Origin of the sequence: Citrobacter sp. Igbk 16 (assembly GCF_028069755.1) — a bacterium.
Classification (GTDB): domain Bacteria; phylum Pseudomonadota; class Gammaproteobacteria; order Enterobacterales; family Enterobacteriaceae; genus Citrobacter.
Map to the genome: position 1 here is coordinate 292,197 of NZ_JANEWJ010000001.1, position 14,008 is coordinate 306,204.

The following is a 14,008-nucleotide window of genomic DNA, read 5'->3' on the forward strand; positions in this document are numbered from 1 at the left end:
CTACCCTCTGTTAATGCTCACGTGCATGATTGATTGTGTAACGTGGGATTTCGACCACTAAATCGTCCTCAGTGACCCGCGCCTGACAGCTCAAACGGCTCTCCGGCTCCAGACCCCAGGCTTTATCCAGCATGTCGTCTTCTTCTTCTGTGCTTTCCGGCAAAGAATCAAAACCTTCACGTACGATGCAGTGACAGGTCGTACAGGCACAGGATTTCTCACAGGCGTGTTCAATCTCGATGCCGTTACGCAGGGCAACGTCGAGAATCGTTTCGCCAGTCTCAGCTTCCAGAACGGCACCATCGGGACAGAGATCCTGATGAGGCAAAATAACAATCTTTGGCATATTAAACCTCGTCCACAGAATGGCCTTTCAGCGCGCTACGGACAGATTTGTCCATGCGGCGAGCGGCGAAATCCTGGGTTTGTTTGTCTACGTTTTTAATGGCTTGTTCGATAGCGTCAACATCGTCGCCCTGTGCAACCTCGCTCAAATGCGCGGCGGCGGCGTCGATAATCTGACGTTCTGCGGCGCTTAACAGCGCGGCATCAGCAGCGAGCGCACCGGACAGGCTTTCCAGTACACGTGCTGCTTCGACTTTTTGTTCTGCCAGCATACGCGCTTTTACATCCTGCTCGGCAAAACTCATCGAATCCTGAATCATAGAGGCGATTTCGCTGTCCGTCAGACCGTAGGACGGTTTGACCTGGATGGAGGATTCAACGCCGGTGGATTTCTCCATGGCGGTCACACTCAACAGGCCATCAGCATCCACCTGGAAGGTCACGCGGATATGCGCCCCACCCGCAGGTAGTGCCGGGATGCCGCGCAGCGCAAAACGTGCCAGTGAACGACAGTCCTGCACCAGTTCACGCTCGCCTTGCATCACGTGAATGGACATCGCGGTTTGGCCATCTTTAAAGGTGGTAAAGTCCTGCGCGCGCGCCACCGGAATCGTGGTGTTACGCGGAATCACTTTCTCCACCAGACCGCCCATGGTTTCCAGTCCCAGGGACAGCGGGATAACGTCCAGCAGCAGCATTTCGCTGTCCGGTTTATTGCCAACCAGAATATCAGCCTGGATTGCCGCGCCGATGGCAACGACTTTATCCGGATCAATCGAGGTCAGCGGCGTACGGCCAAAGAATTCGCCGACGCGTTCACGCACCAGAGGCACGCGCGTTGAACCACCAACCATCACCACTTCCAGAACGTCTTGCGCCTCAACGCCAGCATCTTTCAGTGCGCGGCGGCAAGCCAGCAGCGTGCGCTTAACCAGTGCGGAAATCAGTTCATTAAAGGTTTCACGGGTGATTTCACCCTGCCATCCCGCCACGTTAACTGTGACAGAGTCCGCATCGCTGAGCGCGATTTTAGCGGCAATCGCGGCATCCAACAGTTCACGCTGTACGCGGTTGTCGCTGCGATCGGCAACGCCCGCCTGCTCACGGATGTAGTCGGCCAGCAGATGGTCAAAATCGTCGCCACCGAGTGCGGAATCACCACCGGTCGCCAGCACTTCAAACACGCCACGGCTCAGGCGCAGAATAGAAATATCAAACGTACCGCCGCCAAGGTCATAAACGGCAATGACACCTTCCTGACCTGAATCCAGGCCATAGGCAATCGCGGCAGCGGTCGGTTCATTCAGCAGACGCAGTACATGCAGGCCCGCCAGACGCGCAGCATCTTTCGTGCCCTGACGCTGAGCATCATCAAAGTAGGCCGGAACGGTGATCACCACGCCATCCAGTTCGCCGGACAGCGCTTCGGTTGCCCGCGCGGCTAGCGCTTTCAGAATGTCAGCAGAGACGCGTACTGGATTGAGTAAGCCAGCAGCAGTTTCAATCATCGGCAGACCGTTCTCACTCGCCTGGAACGTATAAGGCAAATGCGGGTAGCGCGCCTGAATATCCGCCAGCGAGCGGCCCATCATGCGTTTTACCGAACTGACGGTATTTGCCGTATCCAGCGCCGCGTTAGCACGCGCATCGTAACCGACTGAGTAGCCCTGCTGCTGATAGTGAACCACTGACGGCAACAGGTGGCGACCGTCGTGGTCGGCCAACGTTTCGGCCTGGCCGCTGCGTACAGTTGCAACCAGGGAGTTGGTGGTGCCTAAATCGATGCCTACCGCCAGACGACGCTGGTGCGGCGCAGCGCTCAGACCAGGCTCACTAATTTGTAATAAGGCCATTTTCGCTTCCGGAAATTAAAAATCGAGCAGTTTTTCTTCGAGTTGTTCTGCACTGCTTCGCAGTTTATCGAGAAAACGCAGCTTACGCACGGTATCTGCCGCCGCGTCCCACGTCTCGCTATCCAGCTGTTCTACCATCAATTGATGGCGAACATTGTACATGTCGCTAACGCGTTGCATAAACGCATCTAAACGTTGACTGTCTTTTGCCTGTTCAATTTCGTCCAGTTCTTCACGCAGCTCCAGCTGTTCCATCAGGAAGGCAGTGTCGCGCACCGTGTGCTGTTCACTTCTGATATCAAAGCCGTGTAAAGACAGTAAGTATTCGGCGCGCATCAAGGGATGACGCAGCGTTTGCCAGGCCTGGTTGATAGTGGCGGACTGCGAAACTGCAGCAAGTTGTTCCGCCTGAGAACCGCTGGCGAATTTATCAGGATGATACTGACGTTGTAGATCCTGAAAACGTAGGCTCAGCGCCTGAGTATCGAGCTGATAACGGGCCGGTAAGCCAAAGAGGGTGAAGTAGTCCATAACATTCTCAGGGCATCGATTCTCTGTTGTTCGATGAGGCAAAACCAGAGAGTCAGGTAAAACAAACCCCACGCGCAGGCGACCACGGTGGGGTTATCAGTAAGCGCGTTACACGTGGAAGCTTTCGCCGCATCCACATTCGTCTTTCACGTTCGGGTTAGTGAACTTAAACCCTTCGTTCAGACCTTCTTTGACGAAGTCTAACTGCGTACCGTCGAGGAATTGCAGGCTCTTTCCGTCGATCACGACTTTTACGCCTTTGTCTTCAAACACGGTATCTTCAGCCGCCGGCTCGTCAACAAATTCCAGTACATAGGCCATACCTGAGCAGCCGGAGGTTCTCACGCCCAGACGCAGACCAAACCCTTTACCGCGGTTTGCCAGGAAGGTATTTACACGCGCTGCTGCACTGTCGCTTAAGGTAATCGACATAATAAAACCTCAACTCTTAATTATTTTGCTTCACGTTTGCTTTTGTAATCCGCAATCGCGGCTTTAATCGCGTCTTCAGCCAGAATAGAACAGTGAATTTTCACTGGTGGCAGTTCAAGTTCGTCTGCGATATCGGTGTTCTTAATCGCCTGTGCTTCGTCCAGCGATTTCCCTTTTACCCATTCGGTAACCAGAGAGCTGGAGGCAATAGCGGAACCGCAGCCGTAAGTCTTGAAACGCGCGTCTTCAATGATACCCTCATTGTTGACTTTGATCTGCAACTTCATCACGTCGCCACAGGCCGGTGCACCCACCATGCCGCTGCCCACGTTCTCGTCGCTGTTGTCAAAAGAGCCCACGTTACGTGGATTCTCGTAATGATCGATAACTTTTTCGCTGTAAGCCATGATGAATTCTCCTTATTGGTGCATTGGTGCCGAATTAGTGATGTGACCATTCAATACTGTTCAGATCCACGCCCTGCTTGAACATTTCCCACAGCGGAGAAAGGTCGCGCAGACGGCCGATGGAGTTACGAACCAGATTGATGGCGTAGTCAATCTCTTCTTCGGTAGTGAAACGACCTAAAGAGAAACGAATTGAGCTATGTGCCAGCTCGTCAGTCATCCCCAGTGCACGCAGCACGTAGGAAGGTTCCAGGCTTGCAGAGGTACATGCAGAACCGGAAGATACCGCCAGATCTTTCAGCGCCATAATCAGCGACTCGCCTTCAACAAAGTTGAAGCTGACGTTGAGAATGTTCGGTGCGCCATGCTCGAGGTCACCATTGAGGTATACCTCTTCCATGTCTTTCACACCGTTCCACAGACGGTTACGCAGACCGCGCAGACGCGCCATCTCGGTTTCCATCTCTTCTTTGGCGATACGGTAAGCTTCACCCATACCGACAATTTGGTGAACAGGCAGCGTACCGGAGCGCATGCCGCGCTCGTGACCGCCGCCGTGCATCTGCGCTTCGATACGGATACGCGGTTTACGACGCACATACAGCGCGCCGATACCTTTCGGGCCATAGATTTTGTGGCCAGAGAAGGACATCAGGTCCACTTTCAGCTGGCTCAGGTCGATAGGCAGTTTACCTACACTCTGGGTTGCATCAACGTGATAGATGATGCCACGCGCGCGGCACATTTCGCCGATCGTCGCAATATCCTGTACCACGCCAATTTCGTTGTTCACGTGCATGATGGACACGAGGATGGTGTCATCACGCATCGCCGCTTCAAGTTCTTTCAGGTCGATAATGCCGTTACGCTGCGGGGCGAGGTAGGTGACTTCGAACCCTTCGCGCTCCAGCTGACGACAGGTGTCCAGCACGGCTTTGTGTTCGGTTTTGCTGGTGATGATGTGCTTGCCTTTTTTCTGATAAAAGTTGGCTGCACCTTTAATCGCCAGGTTATCGGATTCAGTCGCACCGGAAGTAAAGACGATTTCACGCGGGTCAGCGCCCACGAGGTCGGCAATCTGGTTACGGGCGATATCTACCGCCTCTTCAGCCTGCCAGCCGAAACGGTGTGAACGAGACGCTGGGTTACCAAAGTTTCCGTCCAGGGTCAGACACTGCATCATTTTCTCGGCAACACGCGGGTCCACCGGCGTGGTTGCGGAGTAATCGAGATAGATCGGTAATTTCATTGCTCTATAAACTCCGTACATCGCTTCAATGCAAGGAATCAGGCAACCGGCTGGATGTACGACCGAGTTAACGGGATGTCTGACATCCCGGCCTGATTCTGAAATACTTTTTACGCTTCATCTTGCTGGTTGCCTTGATGCAAGCAGAAGATAGTGCGTAATTTTTATTAGGCACGCAGTTTGACGTCGATAGCGTCTTGCGTACGGGTGCTGCGTGGAGCGTCATGCGTGTGCTGGCGACCAGACACATCGAGGACTTCCTGATTATTTACCAGTTCGCCCAACGTAATGTTGTTGAGGAAACCGGTCAGGCGGTCGCTAAGATCGCGCCACAGCGCGTGGGTCAGGCACTTATCGCCGCCCTGACAACCGCCTTTACCCTGGCAACGGGTCGCATCTACAGACTCGTCAACAGCGCTAATAACTTCACCTACTGCGATGCTGCCTGCATCTTTACCCAGCAGATATCCGCCGCCTGGTCCGCGTACGCTGGAAACCAGACCGTTTTTACGCAAACGGGAGAACAACTGCTCCAGATACGACAGGGAAATGCCCTGACGTTCAGAAATATCAGCCAACGGTACCGGGCCCGTTTCGGAGTTGAGCGCAACGTCCAACATTGCGGTCACGGCATAACGCCCTTTTGATGTCAGTCTCATGTCTTACTTAGCCTCAAACTCGCCCCTGCCCGGGGTTTTTTATTGTAAAATGGGGGTATTGCATAGCAGGGGCAAGTCTGACATTCCCGACTAAATCAGTCAACTATTTACTTGACTAATTTAGTCAGGTATTTTGCGTTCCGTGCGGTATTCGTTTGCCGGATGGCGCTTCGCTTATCCGGCCGACAAATCGTGCGGCCTGTAGGCCGGATAAGCGAAGCGCCATCCGGCGTAAAGACAGGTTACTTCCCTTTATTCTGTTGTTCAATCGACGCTAAAATCCCGCGCAGGATATTCAGTTCCTGGCTCTCTGGACGTGCGCGAGTAAACAGACGACGCAGCTTGTTCATCACCTGCCCCGGATGGCCTTCACGGATAAACCCGGTCGACAGCAGTGTCTGTTCCAGATGACCGTAAAAACGCTCTAAATCATCGACCAGTGGATACTGGGTTTCTTCATAGTCAGCTGCTTTACCGCTTTCCTGCGTTGCCAGCCAGGCCATGCGGACTTCATAAGAGATGACCTGAACCGCCATCGCCAGATTGAGCGAACTGTATTCCGGGTTCGCGGCAATAGCGACGTGATAATGGCATTTTTGCAGTTCTTCGTTAGTCAAACCAACGCGTTCACGACCAAAAACCAACGCCACCGGCGTATTTGCCGCTTCAGCAACGCTTTTTAAGCCACACTCACGCGGATCCAGCATCGGCCACGGCAACGTGCGGGAACGCGCGCTGGTTCCGACAACCAGGCTACAACCCGCCAGTGCTTCATCGAGCGTATCGACGATTTGCGCACTGCCAATCACATCACTGGCGCCAGCCGCCAGAGCGATAGCCTGGGAGTCCGGTTTTACTAATGGATTTACCAGCCACAGATTGGTTAAACCCATCGTTTTCATTGCGCGGGCAACAGAGCCCATGTTGCCAGTGTGAGACGTTTCCACCAGCACGATTCGAATATTTTGCAGCATTGTATTTCTTCGGCTAAAGATTATTCGACCATATTATCATAAAACGAAGACATAATCCGAACTCGCTGCTATACTCTGCGCCGTTTTCCCGTTCTTTAACATCCAGTGAGAGAGACCGATGCATCCGATGCTGACCATCGCCGTGCGCGCAGCGCGCAAGGCGGGTAATGTAATTGCCAAACACTACGAAACCCCAGACTCTGTAGAAACCAGCCAGAAAGGCAGCAATGATTTCGTGACTAACGTCGATAAAGCCGCCGAAGCGATTATTATCGAAACGATCCGCAAATCTTACCCACAGCACACCATCATCACCGAAGAAAGCGGTGAACATGTTGGTGAAGATTTGGATGTTCAATGGGTTATCGATCCACTGGATGGCACCACCAACTTCGTAAAACGCCTGCCGCACTTCGCGGTATCTATCGCAGTACGCATCAAAGGCCGTACTGAAGTCGCCGTTGTTTACGATCCAATGCGTAACGAACTGTTCACCGCGACTCGCGGTCAGGGCGCACAGCTGAACGGTTACCGTCTACGCGGCAGCACAGCTCGCGATCTGGATGGCACCATCATCGCCACCGGTTTCCCGTTCAAAGCGAAGCAACACGCTGCTTCTTATATGAAAATCCTCGGCAACATGTTCACCGAATGCGCGGACTTCCGTCGCACCGGTTCTGCTGCGCTGGATCTGGCATACGTTGCCGCTGCACGCGTTGATGGTTATTTTGAAATTGGCCTGCGCCCGTGGGATTTTGCCGCAGGTGAACTGATTGCCCGTGAAGCTGGCGCACTGGTATGCGACTTTACCGGTGGTCATAACTACATGGCGACTGGCAACATTGTTGCTGGTAACCCGCGCGTCGTTAAAGCCATGCTGGCTAACATGCGTGACGAACTGAGCGATGCGCTGAAACGTTAATCTGCTGTGGTGCCGGATGCGACGCTTTCGCGTCTTATCCGGCCTACAATTCATACTATACCGTTCTAACCTAAAACGGTCTTATCCCCCGCCCCACCGGCACCGCACTCATCCACATCACCACCGCAGCGGCAATCAGCACCATGCCTCCGGCTAATGCCAGCGTTGTCCAGCCAATCTGCCGCCACAGTACCGGCGCGTTATTGCCACTGACTTTCACCGCCAGCGAGCGGAAACTGTGCACCAGTAAAGCTAAAGATGTGATCGTCAGTGACGTTCCAGCCGCCATGGCCAACGCCGATGCCATCCCCCAGTTAAACACGCCAACCACTTTGCTAAACAGCAGCACCATGATGGCTCCGGAGCACGGGCGCATGCCCATAGACAGAATTATCATCAGTCGCGCACGCCAGTCATCCCCGTGTTGTATCTGGTCAGGGTCTGGCAAATGTTGATGCCCACAACCACAGCCATCATGATGGATATGCTGCGGTGCAAAAGCGGTAAACGTCGGGCGACGCAGCAACTGGCGCAGCTTTCTCAGCGCACGAGCGCACAGCAGCCCCCCCAACACCCCCACCAACGCATAACTTCCTTTCTCCAGCCAGAAACTGCTCATATGCAATTGCCGGGCCGGTAGCTGCAGTACCGTAAGCACCACTATCACCAGCCCAATTGCGACCAGTCCCTGTAACAACGAAGACGCCAGCGTCAGCCCGATACTCGACTTCAACTTCGACGGATGGGTCGCAAGCCAGGTGGTAATAACAATTTTCCCGTGTCCCGGCCCCAGCGCGTGTAGTACCCCATACAGGAAACTAAACAGCAGCAGCGATCCCCCGGCCCGGGTCGGATTAGCAGCAACCGCTTTGAGCAACCCACTCATCTGCTGATTAACATCCCGCTGCCAGACAATACTTTTCACCATGACCTGCGGCCAGATCTGCCATAGCCACAGTATGCCGCCCGTCGCCAGCAGCAAAAACAGCGCCAGCGGCCATAGGCTAAGCCAACGACGTCTGACCGTGTGTGGTCGATAAATTACTGACATTGCAACGTCACCGTTTGTGCAAACTGTTTACCTAATTCCATATCCTCCGGCGGTGCATCTTCTTTATCCAGCGACTGTGCAAAACTCAGCGTTTGTTCATTCGGTGTCGGCGTATGCACGGAAATCCGGCATTGCTGGCGTAGGGGCTGTGCCAGAGAGGCATCACTGTCTTTGTCATAGCTCATATCGACGTAGTAGGTCGGATCGAACGTTGAAATACTATATTTTTGTCCGTTCAACGGGTGCGGCTCTGCCAACGGCAGCACAAATGTCAGCACCGCCTGATGATCCTCACGTTCCATACCATATTCCGTCGGCCGATTTTTAAACTTTACCTTTTGTCCCGCATGCCACACTTCAGTGAAATAGTGCTGCCCAAGGACGTTGGCCATCACTTCTGCCGCCAGTTTTTTCCAGATCTCATCACCCGGTTTGGCATTCCCCGCATCATAAAGCAGATCAGCCGAGGTGATTTCATCCATCGTCCAGCGCATTTTCAGCGCTACAAACTGGTTATTTTCACTCACTATCTCAGTTTTCAGGTGGATAAAACTGTGGGGATGCGCACCGACATTAAAAGACAGGATAGCCAGGATCAACGTGACAATGATGCGTTGAACGCGTTGCATGAGTTCTCCACGGTAACAATACAGGCCGCCACAATGATGACGTCCTGGGCGAAAAGAGTGGTGAGCATATCATCGAACGGAAAAATGTTGAGCACCCTTTTCCGGTATCGATTCAGTTCTCAATTTCGACATTTTATTATTTTCCCGTCACCGTAAAAACGACGATTCATGGCTTCAATTTACGTTAAATGATGCATAGATGTTAATTATAAGTTTCATATTAATGAATTATTAACAAATATAGCGTCAGATAAAATCCAAACCTCATCAAATTTAACCAAAAATTAACTTAAAATTCTCCAATAATTAACAAAAATGGGCATAGATCACATTCATCAAACTTATGATTCATTCCCTCTTCCATTCGTTGTTAACTTCACGCCGTAACATGCCCTGCCCCCTACTAAAGGTACAACTATGAAATTCAAACTCGCATTACTCAGTGCAACCCTGGTTTCTGCATGCATGTTGTCCGGCACGTCGTTTGCGGCGGAAAAATATGAAATTGCTGTGGTTGCCAAAGTCACCGGTATTCCGTGGTTTAACCGAATGGAAACCGGCGTGAATGAAGCAGCAAAAAAACTCGATGTAAATGCTTACCAGACCGGCCCGTCAACACCGGATCCGGCTCAGCAGGTAAAAGTCATTGAGGATCTGATCGCTAAAAACGTGAATGCGATCATCGTGGTTCCTAACGATGCCAAAGTCCTCGAACCTGTACTGAAAAAAGCACGCGATAAAGGCATCGTGGTCCTGACGCACGAATCTCCGGACGAGCACATCGGCCAGTGGGATATCGAAACGATTGATAGTGAAAAATACGCGCAGGCCAACGTCGATGAACTGGCGAAAAATATGGGCGGCAAAGGGGGATATGCTATCTATGTAGGTTCGCTGACCGTGCCGTTGCATAACGCATGGGCGGATTATGCAATTAAGTACCAGAAAGAAAAATATCCGGAGATGTTCGAAGTCACCTCCCGTTTACCCGTCGCGGAAAGCATCGATAAGTCCTATGCCACCACGCTGGATCTGATGAAAACTTACCCGCAGATGAAAGGCATTATCGGTTTCGGCTCACTGGGTCCTATCGGTGCAGGCCAGGCCGTTCAGAAAAAACGCGCCAAGGATAAAATCGCCGTCGTCGGTATCGCAATGCCGGCACAAGCAGCGCCTTACCTGATGCGTGGCGACATCAAAAAAGCGCTGCTGTGGGATCCGAAAGACGCGGGCTACGCGCTGGTAACGGTTGCCGATCAGCTGCTGCAGGGCAAAGAAGTCAACGCCGATTTGAGTATCGATGGTTTAGGGAAAGCCGATATCGACACGGAGAAGAAAGTGATCCGCTTTAACAAGATCCTCGAAGTCACCAAAGACAACGCACAATCACTCGGTTTCTAAGGCCTTAGCCAACACCAGGGAACCTTAACGCCGACCGTCTGGTCGGCGCTATCTACCAAACTAACACTCAGCGTCCCCCCCCGGACGCTCGCAGGGGTATTGTCCATGACAGACACCACCGCATTTATCACTCTTGAGAATATCAGCAAACAATTCCCGGGCGTGCTGGCGCTGGATAAGGTGAATTTGACGCTGAAAAAAGGCGAAGTTCACTGTCTGGCGGGTCAAAATGGCTGTGGTAAAAGCACCATTATTAAAGTGATCTCCGGGGTCTATAGCCCTGAAAAAGGCGCACAAATTTTACTCGACGGTAAATTGTTCCATCACCTGACGCCGCAACTCTCTTCCCACTATGGTATTCAGGTTATTTATCAGGATTTGTCGTTGTTTCCCAATTTTAGCGTCGCGGAAAACATCGCGGTCAACCGCTACCTGCCCGGCGGCGATATCTGGGTACGACGTGGTGCCATGAAGCAGCAGGCGCTCGCAGCCATGAAGCGCATCGGCGTGAACATCGATCCCGATAAAAAAGTTGAAAAACTCTCGATTGCCGACCGACAACTGGTTGCTATTTGCCGGGCAATCGCCGCCGATGCCCGACTGGTCATTATGGATGAACCCACCGCCTCTCTGACCCGCCAGGAAGTTAACGGTCTGCTGCGAGTGGTCAACGAACTGAAGGCTGCCGGAATTTGCGTGGTGTTTGTCAGCCATCGTCTGGATGAGGTGATGGAAGTGGCGGACCGAATTAGCGTGATGCGCGACGGTAAACTGGTGGGGACATTCCCGGCCAGCGAACTCGACAGCCACGAACTGGCCTTCCTGATGACCGGACAACGCTTCCACTACAGCCCACTGCCACAAAGGCCAGCCATTGAGCAGGAACCGCTGCTGGAGCTGCGCAATCTCAGCCGTCGGGGTAAATACCAGAACATTAATCTGTCGCTGCACGGCGGCGAGATAGTTTCCATTGTGGGTCTGCTGGGTGCCGGACGTACCGAACTCTGTCTGAGCCTGTTCGGCATGACGCATCCTGAAAGCGGTGAAATCCGCATTAACGGCCAACCAGTCCGGCTTAACAATAACCATGATGCGATTAAGCACGGAATCGGCTACGTCTCTGAAGATCGCCTGACGCAGGGGCTTATCATGGAGCAGTCGATCTATGACAACACCATCGTCACGGTATTTGACCAACTGCACACCCGCAGCGGCTTGCTCGATCATCGCAAAGCGCAAAAGCTGGTCGCTGACCTGATCCGCGAGCTGAACATTAAGGTCTCCGATCCACATCTGCCGGTTAAAACACTTTCTGGTGGGAATGCCCAACGTATCGCCATTGCTAAATGGGTGGCGACCAATCCGCGCATCCTGATCCTCGACTCGCCTACCGTTGGCGTGGACATTGCCAACAAAGAAGGCATTTATCAGATAGCCCGCGACCTGGCGGAACAGGGGATGGCGGTACTGATGATTTGCGATGAAATTCCGGAAGCGTATTACAACAGCCATCGCGTGTTGGTGATGCGCCGCGGCAAGCTGGTAGCGGAATTTAACCCCCATCACTGTCGTGAAGAGGAGATTGCTGAAGTGGTCGAGGTCATCAATGAATAGTCTGCGTTTCTCCCGTTTAATCGGGCAACATGAGTTCTGGCTGGGGCTTCTGGTCGTGGCGCTTGCCGTCGGGCTGAGCATCAGCACCGATGAGTTTTTGTCGCTGGGGAACCTGACGGATGTGGCCACCAGCTACGCGATTCTTGGCATCCTTGCCTGCGGTCTGTTTGTGGTACTGATTTCCGGCGGAATCGACATCTCCTTCCCGGCGATGACCGCCATTGCCCAATACGCGATGGCCAGTTGGGTGATCGGCCACGGCGGCAACTTCGCACTGGCGCTGGCGATTGCGGTTGCAGTGGGTCTGCTGCTCGGACTCATCAACGGTTTCCTGGTCTACTGGCTGCGCGTTCCGGCGATCATCATTACTATCGCCACATTGAACGTTTATTACGGCCTGCTGGTTTACACCACTAAAGGCACCTGGCTGTATGGCTTCCCCGACTGGTTTATGAACGGCATTAACTGGTTCTCGTTCACCGCAGCGGACGGTTACGACTACGGTTTGACCCTGCCCTTGCTGTGTCTGGCTGCGGTGATCATCTTTACCGCCGTACTGATGAACTATACCCGTCTTGGCCGTCAGGTTTACGCCATGGGCGGCAACCGTGATGCGGCCTCGCGTCTGGGACTGAACCTGCTGAAACTGCATTTCTACGTCTATGGCTACATGGGCATTCTGGCGGGCGTTGCCGCCGTGGTGCAGGCACAAATCACTCAGTCTGTGGCCCCCAATTCACTGCTTGGTTTTGAGTTGACGGTGCTGGCGGCGGTGGTGCTCGGCGGAACCAGTATGAGCGGCGGACGCGGTACGTTGACCGGAACCCTGCTCGGCGTGGTCCTGCTGGCCTTCTTACAAAACGGCCTGACGCTGCTCAGCGTCTCCTCTTACTGGCATACCGTGTTCAGCGGCGCCATTATCCTGGTCAGCATCAGCGCCACGGCCTGGAACGAAAAACGCAAACTGGCAAGGGAGCTTTGAGATGAAAACAATCGCCAGATTTTTACCCGGTGATGCCATCATTCGCCTGCAATGCGTCATTATTGTGGTCGTCGCACTGGTCTTCTCGGCCCTGCTCGGCAGCCGTTTTTTCAGCGTCGCTAACTTCCAGTCCATCGGTTCGCAGTTACCGATCCTCGGCATGCTGGCCCTGGGGATGGGCATGACCATGCTGACCGGCGGCATTAACCTGTCGATTATTGCCGGGGCGAACGCCTGCTCGCTGGTGATGGCGGCGATTATCGTCACCCATCCGGATAACCCGCTGTTTCTGGTGCTGGCACTGCTGGCAGGCGCTGCCGTCGCGGTTGCCATTGGTACCCTGAACGGTGCGCTGATCGCCTGGGTCGGTGTATCCCCCATTCTCGCCACGCTCGGCACCATGACGCTTATCTCCGGGCTGAATATTCTGCTGTCTAACGGGACGGTAATCTCCGGCTTCCCGACGGCGATTCAATATCTTGGCAACGCAACCATTGCCGGGATTCCGGTGGCGCTGCTGCTCTTTTTCCTCGTGGCGATCCTGCTGTGGGTACTGCTCGAACACACTACATTAGGGCGCAGCCTGTATCTCGTCGGCTCCAATGAACAGGCAACCCGCTACAGCGGCGTGAATACCCTACGAGTACAAATTTCCGTGTACGTCATTTCGGCACTGCTCGGCTGGGTCGCCGCCATTCTGATGATGGCGAAATTCAACTCGGCGAAAGCCGGATACGGCGAATCCTACCTGCTGGTCACCATCCTTGCTTCCGTACTCGGCGGCATCAACCCGGATGGCGGCTTCGGGCGCATTATCGGCCTGGTGCTGGCACTTATCGTGCTGCAAATGCTGGAAAGCGGTCTTAACTTGCTGGGGGTCAGTAGCTATCTGACGATGGCGCTGTGGGGCGCGGTGCTGATCCTCTTTATCGCATTACAGAATCGTAAAGCCTGATTTC

15 protein-coding genes are annotated in these 14,008 nt (G+C 53.5%); 5 read left to right on the top strand and 10 right to left on the bottom strand.

The window, feature by feature from the left end:
• Nucleotides 1–10: 10 nt before the first annotated feature.
• The 8 genes from fdx to trmJ all read right to left on the bottom strand — a co-directional run bounded on the left by fdx (nucleotide 11) and on the right by trmJ (nucleotide 6,450).
• Nucleotides 11–346, bottom strand: a complete 336-nt coding sequence (gene fdx, locus NNO03_RS01345; RefSeq protein WP_003037690.1) for an ISC system 2Fe-2S type ferredoxin — start codon at nucleotides 344–346, stop codon at nucleotides 11–13.
• 1 nt (nucleotide 347) lies between these two features.
• The gene (gene hscA, locus NNO03_RS01350) at nucleotides 348–2,198 is read right to left on the bottom strand and encodes a Fe-S protein assembly chaperone HscA (RefSeq protein WP_271440690.1); all 1,851 of its coding nucleotides are present in this window, start codon (nucleotides 2,196–2,198) and stop codon (nucleotides 348–350) included.
• A gap of 15 nt (nucleotides 2,199–2,213) precedes the next feature.
• On the bottom strand, nucleotides 2,214–2,729 hold the full coding sequence (gene hscB / locus NNO03_RS01355; protein WP_137384803.1) for a co-chaperone HscB: 516 nt from the start codon (nucleotides 2,727–2,729) through the stop codon (nucleotides 2,214–2,216).
• A 108-nt stretch (nucleotides 2,730–2,837) separates the two neighbouring features.
• The gene (gene iscA / locus NNO03_RS01360; protein WP_003835203.1) at nucleotides 2,838–3,161 is read right to left on the bottom strand and encodes an iron-sulfur cluster assembly protein IscA; all 324 of its coding nucleotides are present in this window, start codon (nucleotides 3,159–3,161) and stop codon (nucleotides 2,838–2,840) included.
• A 20-nt stretch (nucleotides 3,162–3,181) separates the two neighbouring features.
• The gene (iscU, locus tag NNO03_RS01365) at nucleotides 3,182–3,568 is read right to left on the bottom strand and encodes a Fe-S cluster assembly scaffold IscU (RefSeq protein ID WP_002913991.1); all 387 of its coding nucleotides are present in this window, start codon (nucleotides 3,566–3,568) and stop codon (nucleotides 3,182–3,184) included.
• 34 nt (nucleotides 3,569–3,602) lie between these two features.
• A complete protein-coding gene (gene iscS, locus NNO03_RS01370; protein WP_271440688.1) occupies nucleotides 3,603–4,817 on the bottom strand; it encodes a cysteine desulfurase in 1,215 nt (404 codons plus the stop codon).
• A 167-nt stretch (nucleotides 4,818–4,984) separates the two neighbouring features.
• Entirely contained in the window at nucleotides 4,985–5,476 is a 492-nt protein-coding gene (gene iscR / locus NNO03_RS01375) for a Fe-S cluster assembly transcriptional regulator IscR (protein ID WP_005120405.1), read from the bottom strand.
• A gap of 242 nt (nucleotides 5,477–5,718) precedes the next feature.
• Nucleotides 5,719–6,450 (bottom strand): tRNA (cytosine(32)/uridine(32)-2'-O)-methyltransferase TrmJ, encoded by a 732-nt coding sequence (gene trmJ, locus NNO03_RS01380; RefSeq protein WP_137384805.1) that lies wholly within the window; start codon nucleotides 6,448–6,450, stop codon nucleotides 5,719–5,721.
• A gap of 118 nt (nucleotides 6,451–6,568) precedes the next feature.
• Here trmJ and suhB point away from each other — a divergent pair, with 118 nt between their 5' ends.
• Nucleotides 6,569–7,372 carry an inositol-1-monophosphatase gene (gene suhB / locus NNO03_RS01385; RefSeq protein WP_003835237.1) on the top strand — a complete coding sequence of 268 codons (804 nt, stop codon included), beginning with the start codon at nucleotides 6,569–6,571 and terminating at the stop codon, nucleotides 7,370–7,372.
• Nucleotides 7,373–7,442: 70 nt separating this feature from the next.
• Here suhB and NNO03_RS01390 read toward each other — a convergent pair whose 3' ends face one another.
• Together NNO03_RS01390 and NNO03_RS01395 are read right to left on the bottom strand one after the other, a co-directional pair.
• Nucleotides 7,443–8,423 (bottom strand): nickel/cobalt transporter, encoded by a 981-nt coding sequence (locus NNO03_RS01390; RefSeq protein WP_271448619.1) that lies wholly within the window; start codon nucleotides 8,421–8,423, stop codon nucleotides 7,443–7,445.
• On the bottom strand, nucleotides 8,414–9,052 hold the full coding sequence (locus tag NNO03_RS01395) for a DUF1007 family protein (RefSeq protein ID WP_271448620.1): 639 nt from the start codon (nucleotides 9,050–9,052) through the stop codon (nucleotides 8,414–8,416). The genes NNO03_RS01390 and NNO03_RS01395 overlap by 10 nt, the downstream gene beginning before the upstream one ends.
• Nucleotides 9,053–9,469: 417 nt before the next feature.
• On the opposite strand from NNO03_RS01395, the gene NNO03_RS01400 reads away from it, so the two are divergent.
• From NNO03_RS01400 to NNO03_RS01415, 4 genes are all read left to right on the top strand, one after another.
• Nucleotides 9,470–10,453, top strand: a complete 984-nt coding sequence (locus NNO03_RS01400) for an autoinducer 2 ABC transporter substrate-binding protein (protein ID WP_006683457.1) — start codon at nucleotides 9,470–9,472, stop codon at nucleotides 10,451–10,453.
• Nucleotides 10,454–10,558: 105 nt separating this feature from the next.
• Entirely contained in the window at nucleotides 10,559–12,067 is a 1,509-nt protein-coding gene (locus NNO03_RS01405; RefSeq protein WP_271440684.1) for a sugar ABC transporter ATP-binding protein, read from the top strand.
• Nucleotides 12,060–13,049, top strand: coding sequence for an ABC transporter permease (locus tag NNO03_RS01410; protein WP_271448621.1), 990 nt, complete (start codon nucleotides 12,060–12,062; stop codon nucleotides 13,047–13,049). Before NNO03_RS01405 ends, NNO03_RS01410 begins: the two co-directional genes overlap by 8 nt.
• Before the next feature lies 1 nt (nucleotide 13,050).
• Nucleotides 13,051–14,004, top strand: a complete 954-nt coding sequence (locus tag NNO03_RS01415) for an ABC transporter permease (RefSeq protein WP_271448622.1) — start codon at nucleotides 13,051–13,053, stop codon at nucleotides 14,002–14,004.
• Nucleotides 14,005–14,008: the final 4 nt, after the last annotated feature.

What these genes read in the sequence shown, in the direction of transcription:
- NNO03_RS01405 (WP_271440684.1), top strand. Translation starts at nt 10,559, where the DNA reads ATGACAGACACCACCGCATTTATCACTCTTGAGAATATCAGCAAACAA.
- NNO03_RS01410 (WP_271448621.1), top strand. Translation starts at nt 12,060, where the DNA reads ATGAATAGTCTGCGTTTCTCCCGTTTAATCGGGCAACATGAGTTCTGG.
- iscS (WP_271440688.1), bottom strand. Translation starts at nt 4,817, where the DNA reads ATGAAATTACCGATCTATCTCGATTACTCCGCAACCACGCCGGTGGAC.
- trmJ (WP_137384805.1), bottom strand. Translation starts at nt 6,450, where the DNA reads ATGCTGCAAAATATTCGAATCGTGCTGGTGGAAACGTCTCACACTGGC.
- hscB (WP_137384803.1), bottom strand. Translation starts at nt 2,729, where the DNA reads ATGGACTACTTCACCCTCTTTGGCTTACCGGCCCGTTATCAGCTCGAT.
- suhB (WP_003835237.1), top strand. Translation starts at nt 6,569, where the DNA reads ATGCATCCGATGCTGACCATCGCCGTGCGCGCAGCGCGCAAGGCGGGT.
- iscA (WP_003835203.1), bottom strand. Translation starts at nt 3,161, where the DNA reads ATGTCGATTACCTTAAGCGACAGTGCAGCAGCGCGTGTAAATACCTTC.
- hscA (WP_271440690.1), bottom strand. Translation starts at nt 2,198, where the DNA reads ATGGCCTTATTACAAATTAGTGAGCCTGGTCTGAGCGCTGCGCCGCAC.
- NNO03_RS01395 (WP_271448620.1), bottom strand. Translation starts at nt 9,052, where the DNA reads ATGCAACGCGTTCAACGCATCATTGTCACGTTGATCCTGGCTATCCTG.
- fdx (WP_003037690.1), bottom strand. Translation starts at nt 346, where the DNA reads ATGCCAAAGATTGTTATTTTGCCTCATCAGGATCTCTGTCCCGATGGT.
- NNO03_RS01400 (WP_006683457.1), top strand. Translation starts at nt 9,470, where the DNA reads ATGAAATTCAAACTCGCATTACTCAGTGCAACCCTGGTTTCTGCATGC.
- NNO03_RS01390 (WP_271448619.1), bottom strand. Translation starts at nt 8,423, where the DNA reads ATGTCAGTAATTTATCGACCACACACGGTCAGACGTCGTTGGCTTAGC.
- NNO03_RS01415 (WP_271448622.1), top strand. Translation starts at nt 13,051, where the DNA reads ATGAAAACAATCGCCAGATTTTTACCCGGTGATGCCATCATTCGCCTG.
- iscU (WP_002913991.1), bottom strand. Translation starts at nt 3,568, where the DNA reads ATGGCTTACAGCGAAAAAGTTATCGATCATTACGAGAATCCACGTAAC.
- iscR (WP_005120405.1), bottom strand. Translation starts at nt 5,476, where the DNA reads ATGAGACTGACATCAAAAGGGCGTTATGCCGTGACCGCAATGTTGGAC.